The organism is Longimicrobiales bacterium (genome assembly GCA_035764935.1).
Classification (GTDB): domain Bacteria; phylum Gemmatimonadota; class Gemmatimonadetes; order Longimicrobiales; family RSA9; genus DASTYK01.
Genome location: DASTYK010000063.1, coordinates 1 through 22,567, shown reverse-complemented (window position 1 = coordinate 22,567; position 22,567 = coordinate 1). Strand labels below are relative to the sequence as shown.

The window sequence follows — 22,567 nt, the reverse complement described above, 5'->3', positions numbered from 1 at the left end:
GGGCCGTCCGGGCGGCCGATCGCCCTTGCTCACCGGAACCCCGCGTCGTGCGCCCCTGCGGCCACTCCCTTATCCCCTGTTCGCCCCGACGGCCCCGCCGGCCCCGCCGGCCCGTTTCCCCTCAGCCCAGCGCAAACTTGTTGGTCACGTCGGCGTCCGCAGGGCCGGCCAGCAGCCGGAACTCGTCCTGGCGCATGAGCGGATCGTCGCGCAGGTCGATGTCGAGGGACGTCGCCTTTTCCATGCGGCGCAGCAGATCGGGCTCATCCTCGAGGATGTGCAGAGCGACGTGCGGGTGGACGCGGATGGTGACCTTCTTCTCCTTGCGCTGGACGGCGAGGCGGCGGACGGCACGCTCGATCCGCCGGATCACCGTTTCGGGCCGGAACACGCGACCGGAGCCGCCGCAGGCGGAGCAGGGCTCGGTGAGCGACTGCCAGAGCGAGGGGCGCACGCGCTGGCGGGTCATCTCGACCAGGCCGAGCTCGGAGATCTGGAAGGCGCGTGTGCGGGCGCGGTCGCGGCCGAGGTGCGTGCGCAGCTCCTGCATCACGCGGTCCTGGTTGGCGCGGGTCTCCATGTCGATGAAGTCGCAGACGACGATGCCACCGACGTCTCGCAGCCGGAGCTGACGGGCGATCTCGCGTGCCGCGTCCAGGTTGGTGCGCAGGATCGTCTTCTCCGGGTCGCGCTTGCCCGTGTAGCGTCCCGTGTTGACGTCGATGGAGACGAGCGCCTCGGTCGGCTCGATGATGATGTAGCCGCCGGAAGGCAGATCCACGCGCCGCTGGAACGCTTCGCGGATCGCGTCCTCGATACCGTACTTGTCGAAGAGTGAAACGGGATCGACATAGTGTTGCACGCGCGACAGCAGCTCGGGCCCGACGCCCTCGAGGTACTTGGTGATCTCGGCGTGCAGCTCCTTGGAATCGACGATCAGTGCATCGACACGGTCCGTGAACAAATCACGGATGATGCCGGAGGTGAGCTTGGCCTCGCGATGGATCAGCGAGGGAGCGCGGGCACCCTTGGACTTCTTCTGGATCTTCTTCCAGGTGTCGTTCAGGGTGCGGAACTCGCGCTCGAAGACCTCCTTCGTCAGTTCTTCGCCCGCGGTGCGGATGATGACGCCTGCGTCGTCGGGGATGGTCTCCTTTGCGATCGCACGCAGGCGGCTCCGCTCTTCGCGGTCCTCGATCTTGCGGCTGACGCCGACGTGCTTGCTGCCCGGCATGTAGACGAGAAAGCGGCCGGGCAGCGAGATGTGCGTCGTGACGCGCGGGCCCTTGGTGCCGATCGGTTCCTTGGACGCCTGCACCAGCAGTCGCTCGCCCTTGGAGACCAGCTCGTTGATCGGCGGGAACTTGCGGTTGCGGTCGTCGCCGTTGTCGTCGTCCTCGTCGGACGGGTCCTTGGCGATGTCGGAGACGTGGAGGAACGCGGCCTTCTCGGTGCCGATATCGACGAACGCGGCCTGGATGCCGGGCAGCACTGCCTGCACGACACCGAGGTAGACGTCACCGACCATGCGCTCGGCATCGGGCCGGTCGACCATCAGTTCAACGAGGATTTCGTCTTCGAGAATGGCGACGCGCGTTTCCAGCAGCGTCGAGGAGATGAGGATCTCGCGTTTCATGTGGTTGTCCCCGCGGCGGCCGGCTCGAGCGAGGCGGTGACGTCGCGGAGTATGCTCCTGGCAATGACCATTCGTTGCACCTCGCTGGTACCCTCGCCGATCTCGCAGATCTTGGCGTCGCGCATCATGCGCTCGACCGGGTACTCGGAGGTGTAGCCCCTGGCGCCCATGAGCTGGACGGCGCGGGTAGTCGCGCGCATCGCGAGCTCGGACGCATACAGTTTTGCGAAGGCGGCCTCGCGGGTGAACGGCTGCTCGTGCTGCTTCAGCCATGCCGCGTGGTAGACGAGGTGACGCGCGGCCGCGATCTCGGTTGCCATGTCCGCAAGCGAGAACTGCACGCCCTGCGCGTCGGCCAGCCTCCGGCCGTTCTGCTCCTCGCGGCTCGCGTAGCGCAGCGCCTGTTCGTACGCGCCCTGCGCGAGGCCCAGCGAGAGAGCACCGATGCCGATGCGGCCGGCATCGAGTGTCTTCATGAAATTGACGAAGCCCTGCCCCTCCCCGCCCAGGCGTCGCTCCGCCGGGACGAGGGCGTCCTCCAGGATGAGCTCACGCGTGTCGGACGCGCGCCAGCCCATCTTGTCCTCCTTCTTCGCAGCCCGGACCCCTGGTGTGAACGGCTCGAGCTCCGGCGCGTGACCGACTCCGATGCGATCCGCTGCCTCGCGGTCCGTCGTCTCCTTGGTCACGATGAAGCTGGTAATGCCTTTTGTACCGCGCTCGCGGTCCGTCACGGCCGTCACGACGAAGATCTCGCCCACGCCCGCATGCGTGATGAAGATCTTGCTGCCGTTCAGCCGGTAGCCGCCGTCCTCGCGCACGGCAACGGTGCGCGTCGAGCCGGCGTCGGAGCCCGCGGCCGGCTCGGTCAGGCCGAACCCGCCCAGCACGCGACCGCGCGCCAGCAGCGGCACGAACTGCTGCTTCTGCGCCTCGGTGCCGAACGCCATGATCGGCGACATGCCCAGCGTGGAGTGCGCGCTGATCGTGATCGAGTGGCTGGCATCCACGCGGGCCAGCTCTTCGATGACCAGGATGTAGCTGATGTAGTCGAGCCCCAGCCCGCCGTACTCCTCGGGCACGTTGACCCCGAACCAGCCACGCTCGGCCATCTTCCGCACGTTCTCCCACGGAAAGCGGCTCTGCGCGTCCAGCTCGCGCGCGACCGGCGCGATCTCGGACTCGGCGAAATCGCGCACCTCGCGGCGGAGGCTCTCGTGCTGGTCGCTGAAGTACGGGCTCATCTCGCCTGCCTGAGTACAGGAGACAACGGGAAAAAACTAGGCACGAGGCCGAAGAGTGGAAAGGGCCGCAGCGGCATCGCCTGGACGCGGGCGGGGGCCGCAGCGGGCCAGCGTGGCGTCCGGGCGCCAGGTCCGGCCGCCTGCCATGTCCGATCGGGCCGCCCGGCGGCCTTCGCTTGCCCGCATCCGGCGATGTGGTAGCTTCGCACTCCCGACACCCGACAATCCGTACGCACAGTCCACCCCAGCGCCTCCCGGTGAGGCGGAGCCACGACATGAACAGAACGACGTCGACGGCGACTTCGCGTGCCTGCTCCCGGGCACTCCGCGCAGTCTGCATGGCCGCGGCCATGCTGCTGACAGGCACAACGGCGGCCAGCGCACAGGCCCCGCTCAAGGTCTTCATCTCCTCGGACATGGAAGGGGTTGCAGGAGCCGTGACGGGCGATCAGCTCGGCCCCGGCGGCTTCGAGTATGCGCGCTTCCGCGAGTTCATGACAGCCGAAGTCCTTGCCGCGATCGACGGCGCGCGGGCGGCAGGCGCGACCGAGATCCTGGTTGCGGACGCCCACGGGAACGGTCAGAACCTGCTCATCGAGCAGCTGCCCGATGATGTCATGGTCGTACGTTCATGGCCGCGACCGCTCATGATGATGCAGGGCATCGACTCGACATTCGACGCCGCGATTCTGCTGGGCCACCATTCGTCGACGACGAATCCGGAGGGCGTGCGCGCCCACACCATGTCGAGTGCCAACCTCGCCGCGGTCAGGCTGAACGGCATCGAGATGCCGGAAGCCGGCATCAACGCCGCAATCGCCGGACATTTCGGCGTTCCCGTCGTGATGATCTCGGGCGACGACGCTGCGGTCGAGGAAGCGCAGCGCATCATCGGCGACATCGAGGGTGCGGTCGTCAAGTGGGCGATCAGCTTTCACTCGGCGAAGACGTTGACGCCACAGGCAGCACGCGCGCTCATCCGCGAGCGTACACGGACGGCGGTCGCACGGCATGACGACATTGCGCCCTACACCCTCGAGGGGCCGATCACGCTGGAACTGACGTTCAAGAACTATCGGCCCGCGGAGATGATGGCGTACCTGCCGAATGTCGAACGCGTCGATGCGCATACGGTACGCTTCATCGGGCGCGATATGCGTGAGGTGTCGAGCTTCCTCGAGTTCGCCATGACGTACGAGCCCGGACTGACGCCGTAAACGGATCGGGACGCGGCGCGAGGCACATCGAGGCGGCAGGACTCACCCGGCGCCGGGATCGGATCCGGCAGACGCCTGGCGCGGAGAATCGCCGATGTCGCGCAGTGCGCTCAGCAGCCGCGCGCCGTACCTGTCGAGCTTGGCCGGGCCCACGCCGGGTATCGTGGCGAGCGCTGCCGCGTCCGCAGGCGCATGCAGTGCGATCTCACGCAGCGTGCGATCGTGGAAGACCACATAGGGCGGCACCTTGTCGGCACGCGCGATGTCGGTCCGCAGCCGGCGCAGCGCCTCGAAGCGCTGTGCCGCGGCGCCGGTGAGCGGCTCCCCGTTGTCATCACCCGTCGTTGCGGAGTCGTTTCGGTTACGCCTCCCGCCCCCGCGCGACACCGCACTGCGCGCCGCGTCGGCAACGCGAGCGCCTGCGCGTCGGACACTGCGCGCCGCACCTGAGGCGCCACCCTTGCGCGGCGGCGCGGCGTCCGGAAGCAGGCGCCGATCGGCGGGCATGCAGTTGTCGCAGCCCTCGCAGCTTTCCATCGCCTCCGGATCACCGAAGTAGCGCAACACGTATCCGCGACGACACTCGTCGGTGTAGGCGTAGCCCTGCATGCGCTGCAGGCGACGCTCCTCCCTTTGCCTGCGTTGCGCGAGCGCGTGCCAGTCGATCGGCAGTGGACCGTCGGTCTGCTGGAGCAGCTGCCACCCCTGCTCCGCAGGCCAGGGCCGCCACTCGAGGAAGGCTTCGCGCTGCAGTGCATCGAGCAGCGTCGCCGCATCGGCACCATCGGGAGTGCGCAGCAGCGTACGCGGCAGCTCCCTTCCCCGGTACAGCTCATCGCCCGCATAGCGCCAGAGCGAGCGCAGCAGGTGGAGCTCCGCGGCGCGACCGGTCCCACCGATCTCACGACGGATCCGTTCCGGCCGGGCGATCAGGCGCAGCCAGGGCTGGCCTGCACTGCGCCCGGCGTTGCGCACGACGCCGAACTCCGAGAGCAGGCGGAGCGCAGCGTCGACGTGCCGCTCGTTCTTCGCGCTTCGCGTTGACCGGGCGAGCGACTTCGGATCGACTGCGGCAACGCCGCTCCCGTCCGCATGCCGCTGCAGCAGCCGGTACACCTCGTCCACGATCTCCGGCGCCGGATACGACTGCTCGATCATGAACTCGTGCGTGAAACGATCGCGATAGGCGTGCAGCAGTACGCAGTCGGCCGGATTCCGATCCCGCCCTGCGCGGCCCGCCTCCTGGTAATAGCCTTCCAGGTTGCCCGGCATCGCGTAATGCACGACGAGCCGCACGTTCGGCTTGTCCACGCCCATGCCGAACGCATTGGTGGCGACGACGATCGGGATGTCACCCGCCATGAAGGCGTCCTGCAGCCGCGCGCGCTCGCGGTCGTCCACACCGGCGTGGTAGCCGGCGGCACGGAGTCCCGCACGGTTGAGCAGGTCCGCGATGTTGTCGACGCTGCGGCGTGTGGAGCCGTAGACGATCGCCACGCCGTCGCGCGGCAGCTTCAGCAGCCGCAGGAGCAGATGGTCCTTCTCCTCGTCATTGCGCGCCGCGAGGACGTGCCAGGACAGGTTCGTGCGGTTGAACCCGCGCGCCACGACGGTCGGCTCCAGGAGTCGCAGCTGCCGCAAGACGTCGCGCTTGACCTCCGGCGTCGCGGTGGCAGTGAGCGCGATCGTGGGACAGCCCAGCGCATCCCGCACCGCGCCGAGACGCAGATAGCTCGGCCGGAAGTCGTAGCCCCACTGCGAAACACAGTGCGCCTCATCGACGGCGAACAGCGATACGTCGAGCCCCTTCAGCTCCTCGCGGAACGTGGGGCTGTCGAAGCGCTCGGGGGCGACGTAGAGGAGCTTGATCGTGTTGCTGCGCGCCGCTTCCAGCGTCGCTCTCGCTTCATGGGCCGGCAGCGTGGAGTTGATGAACGCCGCGCGCACGCCCGCATCGGCAAGGCCGTCGACCTGGTCCTTCATCAGCGAGATGAGAGGACTCACGACGATCGTGAGCCCGGGCAGCACGGTCGCGGGGACCTGGTAGCAGAGCGACTTGCCGCCGCCTGTCGGCATGAGCACCAGCGTGTCGCGGCCGGAAAGAACGGACCCGATCGCGTCCGCCTGCCCCCCGCGGAAGTCGTCGTAGCCGAAGTGGTGCGCGAGCGAGGCGCGCGCGTCGTGGAGCGTCGGTCGCACGGAAGAAGTCTGCTGCATGGGAGTGCGAAGCTAGCGGACGCGGTCGGTCGGGTCCATGCGCGGTGGGGACACCGTACGCGACGGGGCCCGCACATGCGGACCCCGTCGCCTGTCACCAGCGAATGGATACGGCCGTCAGGGAGCGACGATCACCGTCCAGCCCAGGCTCTCGAGCTGTGTGACGGCCGCCAGCCCCGGCGGACTCGGCGGTGCATTCACGCCGCCCAGGTCCACCGTGCCTGCGCGCGCCACCGCCGTAACGCTCGTAACGAGGTCGGCGAGGACGCGGTCGACGTCGCCTGCGGGCAGGTTCGCATCCGAGAAGTCGATCGTCGTGACGGCGGACAACTCGTCCAGACCGCCCGTATACCCGTTGATGCCGGACCCGTCGATGCGCAGCTCGATGAGCTCCGTGAGATTGCCCAGCTCCGGCATGACCCCGCTGAAGTCAGTGCTGCCGAGGTTCAGGTACCAGAGGTCCGTCAACGATTCGAGCATGGTCACGGAACCGCTCAGCCGCGTATCCGACAGGTTGAGGATGTCCATTCCCGTGAGGCTGCTGAAGCTCGCGGGCAGCGGACCCGAAAGCCCGGTGGAGAACAGCTCCAGCGCCGCGAGGTTCGTGAGTGAGCCCAGGCCATCCGGTAGCGACCCCGTCAGCCCCGGATTGATCGCCAGGTTGATGATCGCGAGGTTCGGCAGGTCGAGGATTCCCGCCGGGAAGGCGCCGACGAGGGCATCCTCGGCAGCCTCGATCCCCTGCACCTGCGCACGGTCCGCCTTGATCTCGACGCGCTTCGTCGTGCCGTCCAGAACCGCAGGGAACGCGTAGCTGATCGTGGGGCCCGTGCGCCGGGCGAGCAGCGTGCCGGCCTCGGAGTAGATGTACGCAGTCGCCGGTGGCCCGCCGAACATGCCGACCTGGATGTTAAAGACGGTGTCACTGTTGGCGGCCGTGTACAGCACGAAGGCGACGTCCCGCACGGCGATCTGCACCGAGTCCGTCACCGCCCCGGCACTCGCCCAAATCCACGTGCTCCCGTTGACGGCACCTGCGGTGACGAGGCCGCCCGCGTCAACGGACGCGATCGAGTCCGCAGCGCTCGACCACGTCGTCGCAACGCCGGCAATGGCGAAGCCGTTCGCATCCACCCAGGACGCGGTGAGCTGTTGCTGCTCACCCTCGAGTCGCATCGTGTCCACCGGCGCAATGATCGTCACTGCAGCAGGCACCTGCGCGACAGTGATCACTGCTGTGTCCGCCAGGGTGTTGTAGGTTGCGACCACCTGGACGACGCCATTGGCAGCTGCCGTCACCATGCCACTCGCGTCCACGGTCGCGACCACGTCGTTCAGGGAGGTCCAGGCGACGACCGCGCCGCCGACCGCATGACCGTTCACGTCCATTGCGGACGCGCTGAGCTGTGTGCTCGCGCCCAGTGCGTCGAATGCAGCCGCGGTCGGTGTGACGGCAACCGCGACAACCTCCTGCTGCACCGTCACGGACACGGTGTCCGCAGCACCGCCCGCCATCGCCACGATGGCTGCGTTGCCGTTGCCTTGGGCAGTGACCAGCCCGCTCGCACTCACAGTCGCGACCGAGGGATCCAGTGAAGACCAGGCCACGCCCGCGCCACTGATCGGCTGGTTGTTGGCATCAGTCACGGCGGCGGCGAGCTGCGCCGTTGCGCCCACCGCATCGAGTGCAGCGCCGGTCGGCGAGATCAGCACGGTCGCCGGCACCTGCGCCACCGACACGTCGGCCGTGTCGCTCAGTGTGCCGCTCGCGCCGATCACGCGTGTGGCACCGGGCGCCAGAGCAACGACACGGCCCTGCACGTCCACGGAAGCGACATTCCCGTTCAGCACGCTCCAGCTGATCGGCTGCCCGGTCACCGTGTCACCCTGCGGCGTGGTAAGCGTGAGCGAGAACTGTATCGTGTCGAGCAGCGCGGTGAAATTCGCCGCCGCGGGTGCGATGGTCGCGCTCGACGGCGGCGGCAGCGTCACCATCGCACGCACGGAGTCGCGCAGAACTCCGCTCATCGCCAGTACGCTCGCCGTGCCGGCACCCGTCGCCTCGACCAGCCCGTCGGTCACCACGGCAACGTCTTCATCGGAGGAAACCCACGCAACCGGCGTCGCCGCGGCGGGGTTGCCGAACGCATCCGCGAACGACGTCGTGAGCCGCGCGGTGTCACCCACCTGCAATGCGAGCGGATCCGCACCGCCGATCGTGATCGCCGCGGCCTCGCCCGCCGTGACGACCAGTGTGGCCGTGTCAGGTGCGAGCCCGGCGGGGTCCGCGACGCTCGCTTCCAGCCGGTACTCGCCCGCTTCGGTCGGGACGGCGAGCGTGAACTCCGCAACGCCCTCGACGTCGGTCGTCGCCGTCATTGCCTCGGCGTCTGCGTAGAGCGGCGCCAGGCGCAGCGCAATGCCGGCGACGCCGTCGTCACGGACATCTGCGATCCGGGCCTGCACTGCGGTCTCACCGGAGCCAGCCGCCGCCGTGTCCGGCATGTTGACGAAAGCCAGCGTGACCGGCCGCTGTGTGACCTGGACCTCGGCCGTGTCGGCAGCACTTCCCGCGCGCACAACGATCCGGGCACTGCCCGGGGCGAGCGCCCGGACCCAGCCGGAAGCGGCAACCGTTGCAACTGCACCGTCCGACGACGTGAGCGTCACCTCGGGAGTGGACTGGAAGCCGCTCAACGTCCACGTCAGGCGGGTGGAGTCGCCCTCGACGAGCCGCTCGCTCGCAGTGCCCAGCGTGATCCGGGGCTGGGCCGGTGGCGTTACCTGTCCGCTCCTGTCGCCGCATGCGGCAAGCAAAGCGGCGGTTGCCGCCAGGAGCGGGAGCCAGTGCAGTCGCGTCATCGCAGCTCGCATTTTCCTGATATCGGGGAACGTCCACGCGCAGACGCCCGCTGCATTGCAGGATCTCGGTAGGCGCGCGATCGCACCCGTCACGCAGGGCGCAACGGGTCGTCAGGGACCTTCACTGCCGGGGGGGTGCGGGACGGCAGACGGAAGACCTGCTGATTCTGGCCGCGAATATATCAGTCCAGGCGCCCTCCGCCACCCGTGTGCGAGCCGAACCACAGGCTGCCGGTCAGTGAATGGCGGATAATGGAAGGATCGGGGACGAATCAGGGGTGAGGCTGGACGGTGGATGCACGCGCGGGCGATACGGCTTTCGCCATACCGCCCGCCCACGTCCGTCGGGACGAAGTCAGATCAGCAGCAACGCCAGTCCGGCGGCGGCAATGCCGGCACCGATCGCGCGCTCGATCGGGTACGAGCGCGTCGTGATCGCGTGCCGCATTCCGAATGCGAGCACGATGCCCGCCGTGTGCAGCAGCGCAGTCGATGCTGCGAAGCCGGCACCGAACAGCCCGGCGATCATGCCCGCCGACAGCTCGGCGCCATGTGCATGGCCATGGAACAGTGCGAACAGTGCGACCAGCGCGACTGCCCCGATCGTCGGCACACGCACCGCGAGTGCGACGGCGATTCCCAGCACGAGCACGGATGCGGCTATGCCGAGCTCGACGGCAGGCATCGCGATGCCGCCGGCACCCAGCACGAAGCCGACTGCCATGAAGCCGACGAACGCGACGGGCAGCGCCCACACGCTGCGACCGTTTCGCTGCGCCGCCCACAGGCCGACCGCCACCATCGCGAGCAGGTGATCCATGCCGTGCAGCGGGTGCATGAAGCCGTGCAGCAGGTCATGCGTGGCGGCGCCGCCGTGACCCGGATGCGCAAAGACAGCAGCGGGTACGAGTGAAAGCAGCCCGGCCACGAGGCCGGCCCTGCGGACATGAGCAAAGTGTGACATGGCGGTCTCCCCGCTCGGGTTGGTCGGACGTGCGATCAAGTTACGCCGCACCGCAGGGGGCTGCAAGAAATGCGACGTGGCACTGGCGGGCTCCGGCCGGCGCGCGTCAGGGTGCGATCGCCGCACCTCACTCGTTTGCGCCGTCGTCCTCGCCGTCGCGGGATTTTCTGCCCCACAGCCCGAGCAGAATCGCGCCGATCAGGATCACGATGGCCGTGTTGACCAGGATGTTGCGGCCCCAGATCATGCCGGCCAGGGCGAGCACCGCGCCAACAGCGAACAGCGCCATGCGGTGAAGCAGTGTCGGGTCCGGCCCGCGCCGGTTCCGGTCGGGTCGGAGGGGCACGCCGGGTTACGACTTTCTGCGCGCAAGAAAGTCCCGCACGCCCTGGCGGCAATCCTCGGTGTTGCGCGCCAGCACATTCACCTCTGCGCCTCGCGCGATCGCCTCTTCGAAGGACAGGCCGTCCATCCCGTAGAGCAGCCGCTTGGTCAGCCGGATCGCGGACGCGGAGCGAGCTGCGAACCCGCGAAGGTACGCGTGCGCCTCTTCCTCGAAGGAGGAGCGTGGATACACGTGATTCACGAGGCCCAGGTCGTGCGCGTGCCTGGCCGTGATCCGTTCACCGCGCGCGACCAGCTCGAACGCGCGCTTCTCCCCGAGCGACCGCCGCAGCAGCGCCATCACCATGGCGGGCACGAAGCCGAGCTGCACCTCCGGGTAGCCAAAGACGGCATCCTCGCGGGCGAGGATCACGTCGCAGGCGGTCGCGAGCCCTGCACCGCCTGCGATCGCGTTGCCATGGACGAGCGCAACGATCGGCTGACGCGCGCGGCGCATCCGTATGAACAGCTCACCGAGGGCGGTAGCATCGTCGAGGTTCTCGAGGACACCCGCCCCCTCGGCAATGCGCTCCAGCTGGGCGAGGTCGGCACCAGCGCAGAAGTCGGCACCCGCTCCCTGGACCGCAATGACGCGCACACCGGCATCACGCTCCACGTCGTCGATCGCGCGGTGCAGTGCGGCGACCGTCTCCCCGTCCAGCGCATTCCGCTTCTCGGGCCGGTTCAGGGTCAGCCTCGCAATGCCTTCGGCGATGGTGCACGTAAGCCGTTCGCTCATTCGTGTCTCCGTGACACCAGCGCGGCCACCTCGTCCGGCACCTCGAGCTCCATGCGCAGCATGGCGGTGGAGAACGTCTTGCCCTGGGCGTCCGTCATGAGCGACACGGTACCGCCGCCGTCCAGAGCGCCGTGCAGGAGGAAGTTCAGTGCATGCAGGTTGGGCAGCTCGTAGCGGTCGAGGCGCCCGTCGAACATGCCCGCGAAGTGCTGCGCGACGCGTTCCGCGCTCAGTGCACTGCGGATGATCTCCCAGTACTCGATCCGACGCGCAATCACGCCGACATTGACCGTGTCGCCCTTGTCGCCGGAGCGGCCGTGTGCGAGGTCGTAGAGTAGCACGCGTGCCATGGTCATGCCTCCAGTACGTCGACGCGCAATTCGGGCTCGATCACGCTGCGGTCGATCAGCGCCGGCCAGTACGCGACGATCTCCTGCACGCGCGGGCGGCCACCGGCAAACCCCGTGACGGTCGGCGGGCCGGTCAGGATGAGCGGCGCGAGCTCACGCGAAAACATCTCGACCGCTTCCCTGTCCTGCGCGCGCACCGCAACCCGCAGCTCGACCTCCGGCAGGTCCGCCGGCGGCGGCCCCGCGAGCGGCCCGTGACAGGCGTTCCAGCCGACGTACTCGACGCGCACGCTGTCGAACTTCGCGCCCATGCGGTCCAGCCGCTCACGCAGGATGCGGGCGGCGTACTCCGCCTTCTTCACCGGATCGGGCCAGCCGTACACGAGCGTGCCCGCCGCCTTCCAGCCGGCGCTGTACGAGATCGACACCTTCAGCCTGTCCGTGCGCGGTCCGCCGCGCACGCCGTGCACGCGCACGCGATTCTCGCCCTCGTCGTGGAGCTGGATCGTCGTGAAGTCCGCGACCACGTCGGGCGTGATGTACTCCGCGGGGTTGCCCATCTCGTAGAGGATCTGCTCCGCGACGACGGCGCGGCTGACGCGGCCACCGGTGCCATCGTGCTTGGTGACGACGAAGGTGCCGTCCTCGTACGCCTCGATGATCGGGTAGCCGACGTCGCCGAGATCATCGATCTCCTCCCACGCGACGATCGAGTTGCCGCCGGTGGCCTGTGCGCCGCATTCGTTGATGTGCCCTGCAACGACGCCCGCGGCGAGCCGATCCCAGTCGGTGTCGCGCCAGCCGAACTCGTACATCATCGGCGCGTACGTGAGTGCCGTGTCCGTCGAGCGGCCGGTGATCACGACCTGCGCTTCGCGCTTCAGGGCCTCGATGATCGGCTCCGCGCCGATATACGCATTGGCGCTCTGGATGCGGCCGAGCACATCGTCGAGCGGCCGGCCATCGTCCATGTTGCGCAGCTCGTGGCCTGCGCGTACCAGCTCCTCGAGACGCTCCATGATATCGTCACCGCTGACGACGCCGACCTTCAGCCTGCCGGCGAACCCCTTCGCGCGCGCCTGCTCGAGCACGCCGTCACGGCAGGCAGTCGGGTTGACGCCGCCTGCATTGGCGATGACACGGATGTTCTGCTTCACGATATCGGGCAGGATCTCGCCCATGAGCGGCACGAAGTCGCGCGCGTAACCCTGCGCAGGATCGCGCATGCGCTGTCGCTGCATGATCGACATCGTGACTTCGGCCAGGTAGTCCAGCATCAGGTAGTCGACAGGGCCGCGCCGCACCTGCTCGACGGGAGCCGAAAGCCGGTCGCCCCAGAACCCCTGGCCGGATGCAATGCGGATCTTCTTCATGTCCTGCCCAGCTCTCCCCACGGTCCCAGGTGCGGACCCTCATTGTGCAGTGCCGTGCGCAGTGCGAGTCCCAGCACCGTGCGCGTCTCCTCGGGCGCAATGACGGCATCCACGAAGCCGCGTGCCGCGGCGTAACGCGCGTCCAGCTGCTTCTCGTAGTCGGCGCGCACCGCATCGATCTTCTTCTGCAGCGCCTCGTCCGGCCTGCCGCGCGTCTTCTTCAGCTCGTCGAGCTGCGGGCCGAACAGCGCCATGACGGCGCTGTCGCCCTCCATAACGCCCATGCGCCCGGTAGGCCAGGTGAAGATGAAGTCAGGATCAAAGCCCTGCCCCGCCATCGCGTAGTAGCCTGCGCCGGATGCATGGTTGATCGTGAGCACGACCTTCGGCACCACGGCGGTCGCCATCGCCTCGACGAAGCGCGCTCCCGCGCGGATGATGCCGGAGTGCTCCGCATCCGGACCCACCATGAAGCCGCTCACGTCCTGCACGAAGAGCAGCGGTGTACGGTGGCGGTTCATGGTCTCGATGAAGTACGCGATCTTTTCCGCGCTGTCGGCATAGACGATGCCGCCAAAGCGCGGCGGCCCGCCGGCCGGGTCACGGATCATCCCGCGCGCGTTCGCAATCACGCCGACACGCACGCCATCGACGCGACCGGTGCCGCAGATCATCTCCGGTGCGCGGTCCGCCTGGAATTCGTCGAGCCCGTCCTCGTCCAGCAGGGCCGCGAGCAGCGCGTGGGCGTCGTAGGGCTGGCGGTGATCGTCGGGCAGCAGCGCGCCGAGCGCCGGCGCTTCCGCGGACGTGGTGGATGAGGCCGGGGACGCAGGTGGCGAAACGTCGTAAGGCAGCTCCTCGATCAGCTGCCGGATGCGATCGATGCACGCACGATCATCGCTCATGCGGTAATGCGCGACGCCGGACAGCGCGGTATGCGTCCAGGCGCCGCCGAGCGTTTCAGCGTCCACCGTCTGGCCGGTCGCGCCCTTCACGAGGTTGGGCCCGCCCAGTCCCATGAAGCTCGTGCCCTCCACCATGAGGATCACGTCCGAGAGCGCCGGCAGGTACGCACCGCCCGCAATGCAGGGCCCCATGACCGCCGCGATCTGCGGAACGTGCAGGTAGCGGCGCATGATCGAGTTGTAGTAGAAGATGCGGCTCGCGCCGTACTGCCCGGGGAAGACGCCACCCTGGTACGGCAGGTTGACACCCGCGGAATCGACGAGGTAGACGATCGGCACCCTGCAGCGCATCGCGATCTCCTGCGCGCGCAGCATCTTGGTGATCGTTTCCGGCCACCAGGACCCGGCTTTCACGGTGGCATCGTTCGCGATGACGACGACCGGCCGGTCATGTACCGTGATGATGCCGGTGACGACACCGGCGGCGGGTGCCTGGCCGTCGTAGCGATCGTGTGCGACGAGCAGACCGATTTCCAGGAAGTACGTGCCCGGGTCGCGCAGCAGCTCGATCCGCTCGCGTGCGGTGAGCTTGCCCTGCGCGTGCTGGCGCTCGGTTTTCTCGGGGCCGCCCCCTTCCCGCAGGCGCGCCTCGAGAGCGCGCAGCTCCCGTGTCAGCGACTCCAGCCGTCCGGCCCCGGCCGCCTGCACGCGTGCGCTCACGACGGGCCCGCGGCGCCCGCCTCCCGCCGGGAGAAGTAGTCACGTACGAAATCGATCGGGGCGGTGGTCGGCGTGCCCGGCCCGAACAGCTTGCCGACACCCTGTGCCTCCAGCGCAGCGATGTCCTCCTCGGGCATGATACCGCCGCCGATCACGAGGACATGACCCATCCCCTCGTTGCGCAGCAGCTCGAGCACGCGCGGGAACAGCGTCATGTGCGCACCCGACAGGATGGACAGCGCGACGACGTCGACGTCCTCCTGCACCGCTGCGTTCACGATCATCTCCGGCGTCTGGTGCAGGCCGGTGTAGATCACCTCGAAGCCGCCATCCCGGAAGGCGCTGGCGATCACCTTGGCGCCGCGATCGTGCCCGTCCAGGCCTGGCTTGGCCACCAGCACGCGGATCTTGCGATCAGTCATAGTACCTGTCATGAAAACGGACTGTCAGACAAAGGTTAGGCCCGCGGTGCAGGGGCCGCAACGGCGCCCGCGGCGCGCGAGCGACCCCGACCGCCACTGCCGACGCTGCCCGTGGTCAGGGGCGCGCCACCGCGATCAGCCGCTCGGCGTCGTGCGTCAGCGGTGAGCCGTCCCAGTCGCCGAAGTATGCGACGTCCCGGAACCCTGCTGCCCGGAGGAGGCCGTCGATCTCCGTTGCCGTCCGCAGCCGCAGCGCGTGTCGCTTCTCCCCCTGCTCCCTGCCGTCACCACTGCGCCAGCGCCAGCGTTCGTGGCTGATGCCCGTCACCGGGTCGAAGCGCCTGCGCACCCGGATCTCCGTGCCGTCCGGCAGTTTCCAGCGGTCGCGCTCGGCGAACGCGGCGATCACCTCGTCGCGATGCATGCTCTCGAGGAGCAGGACACCGCCCGGCGCGAGGACGCGGCGGGCCTCCACGAGCGCTCGCACGTCCTCAGCGTCGTCGAGGAACAGGCCCAGGCTGGTGAACACGTTGACGACGGCATCGAAGCTCGCGTCGGCAAATGGCAGCATGCGCAGATCCGCGGCGGCATAGCGCGCGCTGCGCGGCCGCTGCCCGGGCTCGGCGCGCACCAGCAGCTCCGTCGAAATGTCCGCACCGTACGCCAGCAGCCCCGCCTCCGCGAAGAGAGCGGTGTGGCGTCCCCAGCCGCACGGCACGTCGAGGATGCGTGCGCCGACCGGCAGTGCGAGGATCTCGCGGATCGCACCGACCTCCTGCCGGCTGGCCGCTTCGGTGAACAGGGGATCATGCAGGCGGAAGAAGACGTCGTCGAAATATGTCCGCCACCACTGTGCATCGGCACTCACTCGAGTGACTCGTGCTCGAGGTCGTCCATGTTCCCGGCGTCCTCGTCGTCCGCGCCGATGCGCGGCGCGAGCCGCAGCGCCAGCTTCTCGATGCGCCGCCCCTTCACACTCAGCACGCGCAACCGGCCACCGCGGATCTCGACCTCGTCGCCCACGCGCGCAAGGCGACCGAGCCGGCCGAGGACGAAGCCGCCGACCGTCGTGTAATCCTCGTCCGGCAGCCGCAGCCCGAAGATGTCGTTCAACTCGGCGATCGCCACGACGCCGCCGAACTGGATCGTGCCGTCGGGCATCGTCTCGAAGCTGCTCTGCTCCTCGTCCGTCTCGTCGGAGATCTCGCCAACGACCTCTTCGAGGAGGTCCTCGATCGTGACGATGCCGGCTGTACCGCCGAACTCGTCCACGACGACGGCCATGTGCGTTCCATCCTTCTGCATCTCGCGGAGGAGCTGCTCGATCGACTTCGTGTCGGGCACGAAGAGCGCCTCGCGGGCGATCTCGCGCAGTGGCGCGCCGCTCCCCCGCAGCGCCTGCCAGACGTCGCGCGCCAGCACGACCCCGACCACGTGGTCGATCGTCTCCTCGTAGACCGGGTAGCGGGAGTGCCCGTTCTCCAGGATGAAATCCGCTGCTTCCTCGAGCGGCGTCTCGACCGGAAGGGCGATCACCGACGTGCGCGGCGTCATCACTTCCGACGCCTGGGTCTCCGACAGGTGGAACACACCGCGGATCATCTCGACCGGCTCCTCACGCAGCAGCCCGTGCTCGTAGCTCTGCGTGAGCAGCATCTCGATTTCCTCCGGCCTGTGCACACGTTCCATTTCGGTGGGTGCGCGCAGGCCGAACATCTTCAGGAGCAGGTTCGCCGCGCCGTTCAGGAACACGATGAACGGGGTGAGCAGCCGGGAGAAGACGATGAGCGGACCCGCCGTCGCCATGCTGACCCGCTCCGGGAACAGCAGCGCCAGCGATTTCGGAGCGAGCTCGCCAAGCACGATGTGCAGGACCGTGATCAGCAGAAAGGCCACCACGATCGCGACCGTGTGCGACGCGACGACATCGAACGGCGGCGGCAGTGCCTCGAACACCTGCACCAGCATTGCGGCAATCGTGCTCTCGCCAACCCATCCGAGCGCGAGCGACGAAAGCGTGATGCCCAGCTGCGTACCCGAAATGTAATGATCGAGATGCTGGATCGCGGAGCTGGCAAGCTTCGCGCTGCGGTTGCCCGCGCGCGCGAGCGCGTCAATGCGCGTTCGCCGCGCACCGACCAGCGCGAATTCGGCGGCCACGAAGAACCCGTTGGCGGCGACGAGCAGCAGGGCGATTCCGAGGCGCAGCAGCATGCCGCCGGCGCTGAGCGCCTCTACGACGTGCTCCTCACCCATGCCGTGCGATGCGTCTGTCCGGATCCATTCCTAGAAGAAGACCGGCTCCCGGTACGCGCCGTAGACCTCCTCGAGCGCGTGCCGGATCTCGTAGAGCGTGCAGTACGCACGGACGCAGTCGAGCATCGGCTCGATCACGTTCTCGTCCGAGCGCGCGGCCGCCTGCAGCCGCTCGAGCGAGCTGTCGACGAGCTGCTGATCCCGCCGCGAGCGCAGCTCCGCCAGCCGCTCGCGCTGACGCCGCTCGGGCGTATCGTCGATGCGCAGGATATCCACGTCGTCGTCCGTTCCGCCCTCGGTGAACTCGTTGACGCCGACGATCACGCGGTCGCCGCTCTCGATCTCGCGCTGCTGGCGCTGCGCGCTGAGCGCGATCTCGCGCTGGAAGTAGCCCATCTCCAGCCCGCGCGCGACGCCGCCGATGCGCTCGATCTCCTCGAACATCTCCTCGGCTTCCTGCTCCAGCCGGTCGGTCAGCGACTCGATGTAGTAGCTACCGGCGAGCGGGTCGATCGTGTTCGCAATGCCTGTCTCATAGGCCAGGACCTGCTGCGTGCGGAGCGCGATACGCACGGACTTCTCCGTCGGCAGTGCGAGCGTCTCGTCCATCGAGTTCGTGTGGAGCGACTGCGTGCCGCCCAGCGCCGCTGCCATCGCCTGGTAGGCGACGCGCACGATGTTGTTCTCCGGCTGCTGCGCGACGAGCGTCACGCCCGCGGTCTGCGCGTGCGTGCGCAGCCGCCACGACTCCTCCTTCTTCGCGCCGTAAACGTCGCGCATGCGCTTCGCCCAGATGCGGCGCGCAGCGCGGAACTTCGCGATCTCCTCGAAGAAGTCATTGTGCACGTCGAAGAAGAACGACAGGCGCGGCGCGAACTCGTCGACATCGAGGCCCCGCTCGATACCGCGCTCGACGTACTCGAAGCCGTTGCGCAGCGTGAAGGCCAGCTCCTGCGCTGCCGTGGCGCCGGCCTCGCGGATGTGATAGCCGCTGATCGAGATCGGGTTGTACCTGGGTGCGTGCTTCGATGCCCACTCGAACATGTCGACGATCAGCTTGAGTGCGGGATCCACCGGATAGATCCACGCGTGCTGCGCCATGTACTCCTTCAGGATGTCGTTCTGAACGGTGCCGCGCAGACGCTCCGGGCTGATGCCCTGCTTCTCCGCCGCGATGACGTAGAAGCAGAAGAGCATGATCGCGGGGCCGTTGATCGTCATGGAAACGGAGACCTGGTCGAGCGGGATGCCGTCGAACAGCGTCTCCATGTCCGCGAGCGAGCTGATGGCCACGCCGCACTTCCCGACCTCGCCCAGTGAGCGCGGGTGGTCGGAGTCGTACCCCATCAGCGTCGGGAAGTCGAACGCGACGGACAGGCCCGTCTGCCCATGGTCGAGCAGGTACTTGTAGCGGCGGTTCGTCTCCGCGGCGGTGCCGAAGCCGGCGAACTGTCGCATCGTCCAGAGGCGCGTCCGGTACATCGAGGTGTACGGCCCGCGGGTGAACGGATACTCGCCCGGCAGGCCGAGGTGCTCGAGGTAGTTCCAGCCGGGGGCGAGGTCAGCGGGCGTGTAGAGCGGCTCGACCGGGACGCCGGACACGGTCGTGAACGACGGCTCGCGTGCCGCCTGGCGCTCGAAGGCCGCTTCCCACCCAGCCAGCCTGGAGCGGAGCTCGGCGAGCTCCCGCTCCTGCGCTTCCAGACGCTCACTCAGCCCGGCCGGCACTGCACCCGTCCGCGCATCGCGATCCATCACTCCCATGAGACCTTCCCGCTGTGGTTCGATCGATGGCTCGGGCCCGAGCGGGCCCGGCGATCCTACCCCGGAGCGTCCGTCACGTTGCTCCCGCCGCGCGCACGATCCGCGCCGCCACATCATAGGGCGTTTCCGTGCCCTGGACGAGGGCGTCGAGCGCTGCGTCGAGCGCCTCGTCGCCGCCACGCTCCTGCCACACCTGGCGCTCCAGCATGCGACGCACCTCATCGCGCACCCGGTCCGAGAGCCGCGTCCGTCGCCGCTCCACGAGTTCGCCCGAGTCGCGCAGCCAGGCAAGGTGCTGGTCCAGGGCGGCGGCAAGCTCGGTGACGCCCCTGTCCTGGTCGGCGATGGTCTGGAGGACGGGGATTTCCCAGGAGGGGGACTGCGGGCCGGGGCCAGGGCCAGGGCCGGGGCCTGGAACGGCGGGTGAGCCGGGGGGCGCCTTCTCGACGGGCGTCGCAGAACTGGTCACGGCGTGCTGCGTTTCGTCAGCACCGGGCCCGGGCCCCGGCGCGGGCCCCGGCCCGCCTCTCTCCTCCAGGCGCCGCGCCCTGTGGGTCGCGCCGGAGATCCTGCGCGCAGCCCGCTTCATATCCACCCCATGGTGCGCCGGCACGTTGCGCAGGGTTTCGCCGGTGCGCAGGTGCAGCATCATGGCGACTTCGCGGGCGAGGCGGTCGGCGCCGGGACGATCCGACTTGTTGATGGCGAACAGGTCGGCGACCTCCATGAGGCCCGCCTTCATCGCCTGGATGCCGTCGCCGGACTCGGGCACGAGCACGACCAGGGTGGAGTCGGCGGCTCGGGCGATGTCCAGCTCGGATTGACCCACGCCGACGGTCTCGACGATGACGCGATCGAAGCCGAAGGCGTCCATGACGTCGGCGATCTCGCGGGTCGTCAGCGCGAGACCGCCGAGCGAGCCGCGCGTTGCCATGGAGCGGATGAAGACGCCGTCGTCCATGCCGATTTCGTTCATGCGGATGCGATCGCCGAGCAGCGCGCCGCCGGTGAACGGTGAGGTCGGGTCGACGGCAACCACGCCGACGCGCTCGCCGCGCGCGCGGAAGTGGCGTACCAGTGCGGCCGTCAGCGTGCTCTTCCCTGCACCGGGCGGCCCGGTGATGCCGATGCGGTGCGCCTTGCCGATGCGGGGATGCAGTGCGCGCAGCAGGTCGCGAAAGCCCGGCCGCTGATTCTCGACGATCGAGATCGCGCGCGCGAGTGCGGTACGCTGCCCGTCCTCGAAGCGCGCGAGCAGGTCCGTGATCGCGGGCGCCGCCTGCGATGCTGCTGTGCCCGCTGGGTGCTCGTTGTGCATGTGCTGAAGATTCGCCCCGGCTCGTGCGGGCGTCAAACGGCAGTGGCGAGCGTCACGCGCGCTGCAGTGCGGGATGGCGCCACGTCGCCAGCAGGCCGAGCAGGCCCGTCTGGGTCAGTGCGCCCGGCGCGAGCGCAGGCGTGGCGCCGGTCAGCGCCTTCCAGAGCAGGGTCGCGCCGCGCAGGCCGGGCTCCATCTCGAGCTCGAACTCGATGTTGCCGCTCACATGCAGCGCAATGCCGACCCCGCCCAGCACGACGAAGACGGCCATGACCACCTGAAAGAGCCGCACACTGGCGCGACCCGGTCGTATCAGCATGCCGACCAGCGTCGCGCTGCCTGCGCCGAGCGCACCGAGCGGGAGAAGCTGCTGCCACTCCTCGTAGTGTTCGAGCAGCGCGAGCTCCGCGCTGAGCCCTGCCATGCCCACCGCAACGAGCAGAACCAGCACCCGTCGAAATGCGGCAGCGTCGCGCACGGCGGCGGTGTCCACTCCGACCTTACCGGATCGTGACGTACCGCTCGAGGCGCGCCACCTCCTCGTCGTCCACGTACTTGCCGATCTCGCGCCGGAACTGCTCGATGGCGGTGTACGGGCGATACTCCTCGAACTCGTGCTGCATCCTGTCGCCGACGCCGGGGATGAGCTGGATCTCTTCACCCGTGGCGCTGTTCAGGTCGAGTGGCTTGAAGAGCCTGCCATAGACCTCCTCGCGCTGTACTTCGCTCAGGCTTTCGCCGAGCAGCGAGTCCACTTCCAGCATGTTCTCGAAGGGTGCGGCGGCGACGATGCGCGCGGCGAGGTCCGCATCGAGCCCGGGAATCGCGGCGAGCTGCTCGGCCGTCGCGCTGTCGGGGTTCAGCAGTGCGTCGGATGCCGGGGCGTTGGCCGTGGCGTCGGCTCCGGCTGGCGCCGTGTCCGCCGTCATCCCGGCGGCGGGCGCCTCCTCCTGTGTGCTGCCATCGCATGCGGCGACGGCAAAGCAGGCGAGGAGCATGAACGTGCGATGCGGCAAGCGGCGCATGGTGCCTCCGGTGCGGGTCGACGGTGTGGTCCGGCGCTCAGGATGGGGCCGCAGTCCCTGGTGCGAAAGAGGCAAGGCCGGCGCGGACTGAGGATGAGCGACAGGTGTCGGTGCCTGGGCGGCTGCACTTCGCGACTCCGGGCAGGAACCGTCACCGGACCGCAGGGCGCCGACCCAGCGGCACGCGGCTACTGCCGGCGCAGCCCCCGTGCATGCCGCAGCGGGTTCTCCAGCAGGTGCGTGGGCAGGAAGAGCACGATCACGAACATGAAGAAACTGATCACGAGTCCGCCGCCGAGCAGCCACCAGTTGCCCAGCGCAATGAACAGGATGGCCGTGATCATCGCGACCGTGAACGCGAACACACTCAGCAGAACGCGCCGTACCTGCAGCCCCAGGAACCGCTCAGCCTGCATGAGGTCGCGCGGATGCACGCGCACCCGGAACTCTTCGCGCTCGGCGCGGCCGACCACTTCGCGCAGCGCGACAATGCTCGTGCGCAGCTCCTCGAACGCGTTCTTCGCGACGTCCTTCGGTTCACGCATCAGTGCGGCCGCGAGCTCCGTCTTCATATTCGAGACGACCGGTCGCACCACGTCCAGCCCGTTGAAGTCCTGGTCGTAGCGGAAGCCGATCCCCTCGAGCAGCGCGACCGCGCGGAAGAAGTAGACGAGCTCGCGCGGCAGCATGAGCGGCCACGTGTAGAACGTGTCCATGATGTCGACGAGCATCTCCTGAACGCGCCGGATGCCGAGCTCCTTGACGCGCTCGACGACTTCCATGATCTCGGTCGCGGCCTCGCGGATCTCGGACCGGCTGATCGCGGGGTCGATCATGCCCAGCTCGTACATGCCGTTGATCATGCTGTCGACCTGGCCGCGTGCGGTCGCCATCGCGAGGCGCAGGATCGTCTCCCGATGGCTGCGGCTCAAACGCACGACCATCCCCCAGTCGAGGAACACGATCCTCCCGTCCTGCTGCACCAGGATGTTGCCGGCGTGCGGGTCCGCATGCAGGAACCCGTCGATCAGCATCATGCGGAAGTAGATCTCCGTCAGCGTCTCCATCAGCTCGTTGAAGCGGAGATCACCGGACGCGAAGCGGTCGCCCAGCCGGTCGACCTTGTCGCCGTCGATCCACTCCATGACGAGCACACGCTGGCGCGTGAGCT

19 protein-coding genes are annotated in these 22,567 nt (G+C 68.4%); 1 reads left to right on the top strand and 18 read right to left on the bottom strand.

Features of this window, described 5'->3' with window-relative positions; translation table 11 throughout:
* Nucleotides 1-121: 121 nt before the first annotated feature.
* On the bottom strand, nt 122-1,636 hold the full coding sequence (locus VFU06_04945) for an Rne/Rng family ribonuclease (protein ID HEU5208740.1): 1,515 nt from the start codon (nt 1,634-1,636) through the stop codon (nt 122-124).
* Nucleotides 1,633-2,880 (bottom strand): acyl-CoA dehydrogenase family protein, encoded by a 1,248-nt coding sequence (locus tag VFU06_04940; protein ID HEU5208739.1) that lies wholly within the window; start codon nt 2,878-2,880, stop codon nt 1,633-1,635. The genes VFU06_04945 and VFU06_04940 overlap by 4 nt, the downstream gene beginning before the upstream one ends.
* Nucleotides 2,881-3,155: 275 nt before the next feature.
* On the opposite strand from VFU06_04940, the gene VFU06_04935 reads away from it, so the two are divergent.
* Complete coding sequence (locus VFU06_04935) at nt 3,156-4,097, top strand: M55 family metallopeptidase (GenBank protein HEU5208738.1); 942 nt, start codon at nt 3,156-3,158, stop codon at nt 4,095-4,097.
* Nucleotides 4,098-4,139: 42 nt separating this feature from the next.
* Here VFU06_04935 and VFU06_04930 read toward each other — a convergent pair whose 3' ends face one another.
* The 16 genes from VFU06_04930 to VFU06_04855 form a co-directional block, all read right to left on the bottom strand.
* On the bottom strand, nt 4,140-6,296 hold the full coding sequence (locus tag VFU06_04930) for an ATP-dependent DNA helicase RecQ (GenBank protein ID HEU5208737.1): 2,157 nt from the start codon (nt 6,294-6,296) through the stop codon (nt 4,140-4,142).
* Between the two features lie 135 nt (nt 6,297-6,431).
* A complete protein-coding gene (locus VFU06_04925) occupies nt 6,432-9,176 on the bottom strand; it encodes an Ig-like domain-containing protein (protein HEU5208736.1) in 2,745 nt (914 codons plus the stop codon).
* A 355-nt stretch (nt 9,177-9,531) separates the two neighbouring features.
* Nucleotides 9,532-10,140 (bottom strand): HupE/UreJ family protein, encoded by a 609-nt coding sequence (locus tag VFU06_04920; protein HEU5208735.1) that lies wholly within the window; start codon nt 10,138-10,140, stop codon nt 9,532-9,534.
* A gap of 127 nt (nt 10,141-10,267) precedes the next feature.
* Entirely contained in the window at nt 10,268-10,486 is a 219-nt protein-coding gene (locus VFU06_04915; protein HEU5208734.1) for a hypothetical protein, read from the bottom strand.
* A gap of 6 nt (nt 10,487-10,492) precedes the next feature.
* Nucleotides 10,493-11,263 carry an enoyl-CoA hydratase-related protein gene (locus tag VFU06_04910; protein HEU5208733.1) on the bottom strand — a complete coding sequence of 257 codons (771 nt, stop codon included), beginning with the start codon at nt 11,261-11,263 and terminating at the stop codon, nt 10,493-10,495.
* Nucleotides 11,260-11,613, bottom strand: coding sequence for a hypothetical protein (locus VFU06_04905; protein ID HEU5208732.1), 354 nt, complete (start codon nt 11,611-11,613; stop codon nt 11,260-11,262). Before VFU06_04905 ends, VFU06_04910 begins: the two co-directional genes overlap by 4 nt.
* 2 nt (nt 11,614-11,615) lie before the next feature.
* On the bottom strand, nt 11,616-12,986 hold the full coding sequence (locus VFU06_04900; GenBank protein HEU5208731.1) for an acyclic terpene utilization AtuA family protein: 1,371 nt from the start codon (nt 12,984-12,986) through the stop codon (nt 11,616-11,618).
* Nucleotides 12,983-14,611, bottom strand: a complete 1,629-nt coding sequence (locus VFU06_04895) for a carboxyl transferase domain-containing protein (GenBank protein ID HEU5208730.1) — start codon at nt 14,609-14,611, stop codon at nt 12,983-12,985. The genes VFU06_04900 and VFU06_04895 overlap by 4 nt, the downstream gene beginning before the upstream one ends.
* The gene (locus VFU06_04890; GenBank protein HEU5208729.1) at nt 14,608-15,033 is read right to left on the bottom strand and encodes a cobalamin B12-binding domain-containing protein; all 426 of its coding nucleotides are present in this window, start codon (nt 15,031-15,033) and stop codon (nt 14,608-14,610) included. The genes VFU06_04895 and VFU06_04890 overlap by 4 nt, the downstream gene beginning before the upstream one ends.
* Nucleotides 15,034-15,148: 115 nt before the next feature.
* On the bottom strand, nt 15,149-15,901 hold the full coding sequence (locus VFU06_04885; protein ID HEU5208728.1) for a class I SAM-dependent methyltransferase: 753 nt from the start codon (nt 15,899-15,901) through the stop codon (nt 15,149-15,151).
* Entirely contained in the window at nt 15,898-17,289 is a 1,392-nt protein-coding gene (locus tag VFU06_04880; GenBank protein ID HEU5208727.1) for a hemolysin family protein, read from the bottom strand. The genes VFU06_04885 and VFU06_04880 overlap by 4 nt, the downstream gene beginning before the upstream one ends.
* A 30-nt stretch (nt 17,290-17,319) precedes the next feature.
* Entirely contained in the window at nt 17,320-19,053 is a 1,734-nt protein-coding gene (locus VFU06_04875; GenBank protein ID HEU5208726.1) for a methylmalonyl-CoA mutase family protein, read from the bottom strand.
* A 73-nt stretch (nt 19,054-19,126) separates the two neighbouring features.
* Complete coding sequence (gene meaB / locus VFU06_04870) at nt 19,127-20,371, bottom strand: methylmalonyl Co-A mutase-associated GTPase MeaB (GenBank protein ID HEU5208725.1); 1,245 nt, start codon at nt 20,369-20,371, stop codon at nt 19,127-19,129.
* Between the two features lie 52 nt (nt 20,372-20,423).
* Nucleotides 20,424-20,864: a hypothetical protein gene (locus VFU06_04865; GenBank protein ID HEU5208724.1), complete on the bottom strand. Its 441-nt coding sequence runs from the start codon at nt 20,862-20,864 to the stop codon at nt 20,424-20,426.
* 7 nt (nt 20,865-20,871) lie between these two features.
* On the bottom strand, nt 20,872-21,396 hold the full coding sequence (locus VFU06_04860) for a hypothetical protein (GenBank protein HEU5208723.1): 525 nt from the start codon (nt 21,394-21,396) through the stop codon (nt 20,872-20,874).
* A gap of 188 nt (nt 21,397-21,584) precedes the next feature.
* On the bottom strand, nt 21,585-22,567 hold a 983-nt coding region (locus VFU06_04855), incomplete at its 5' end, for an AarF/UbiB family protein (GenBank protein ID HEU5208722.1).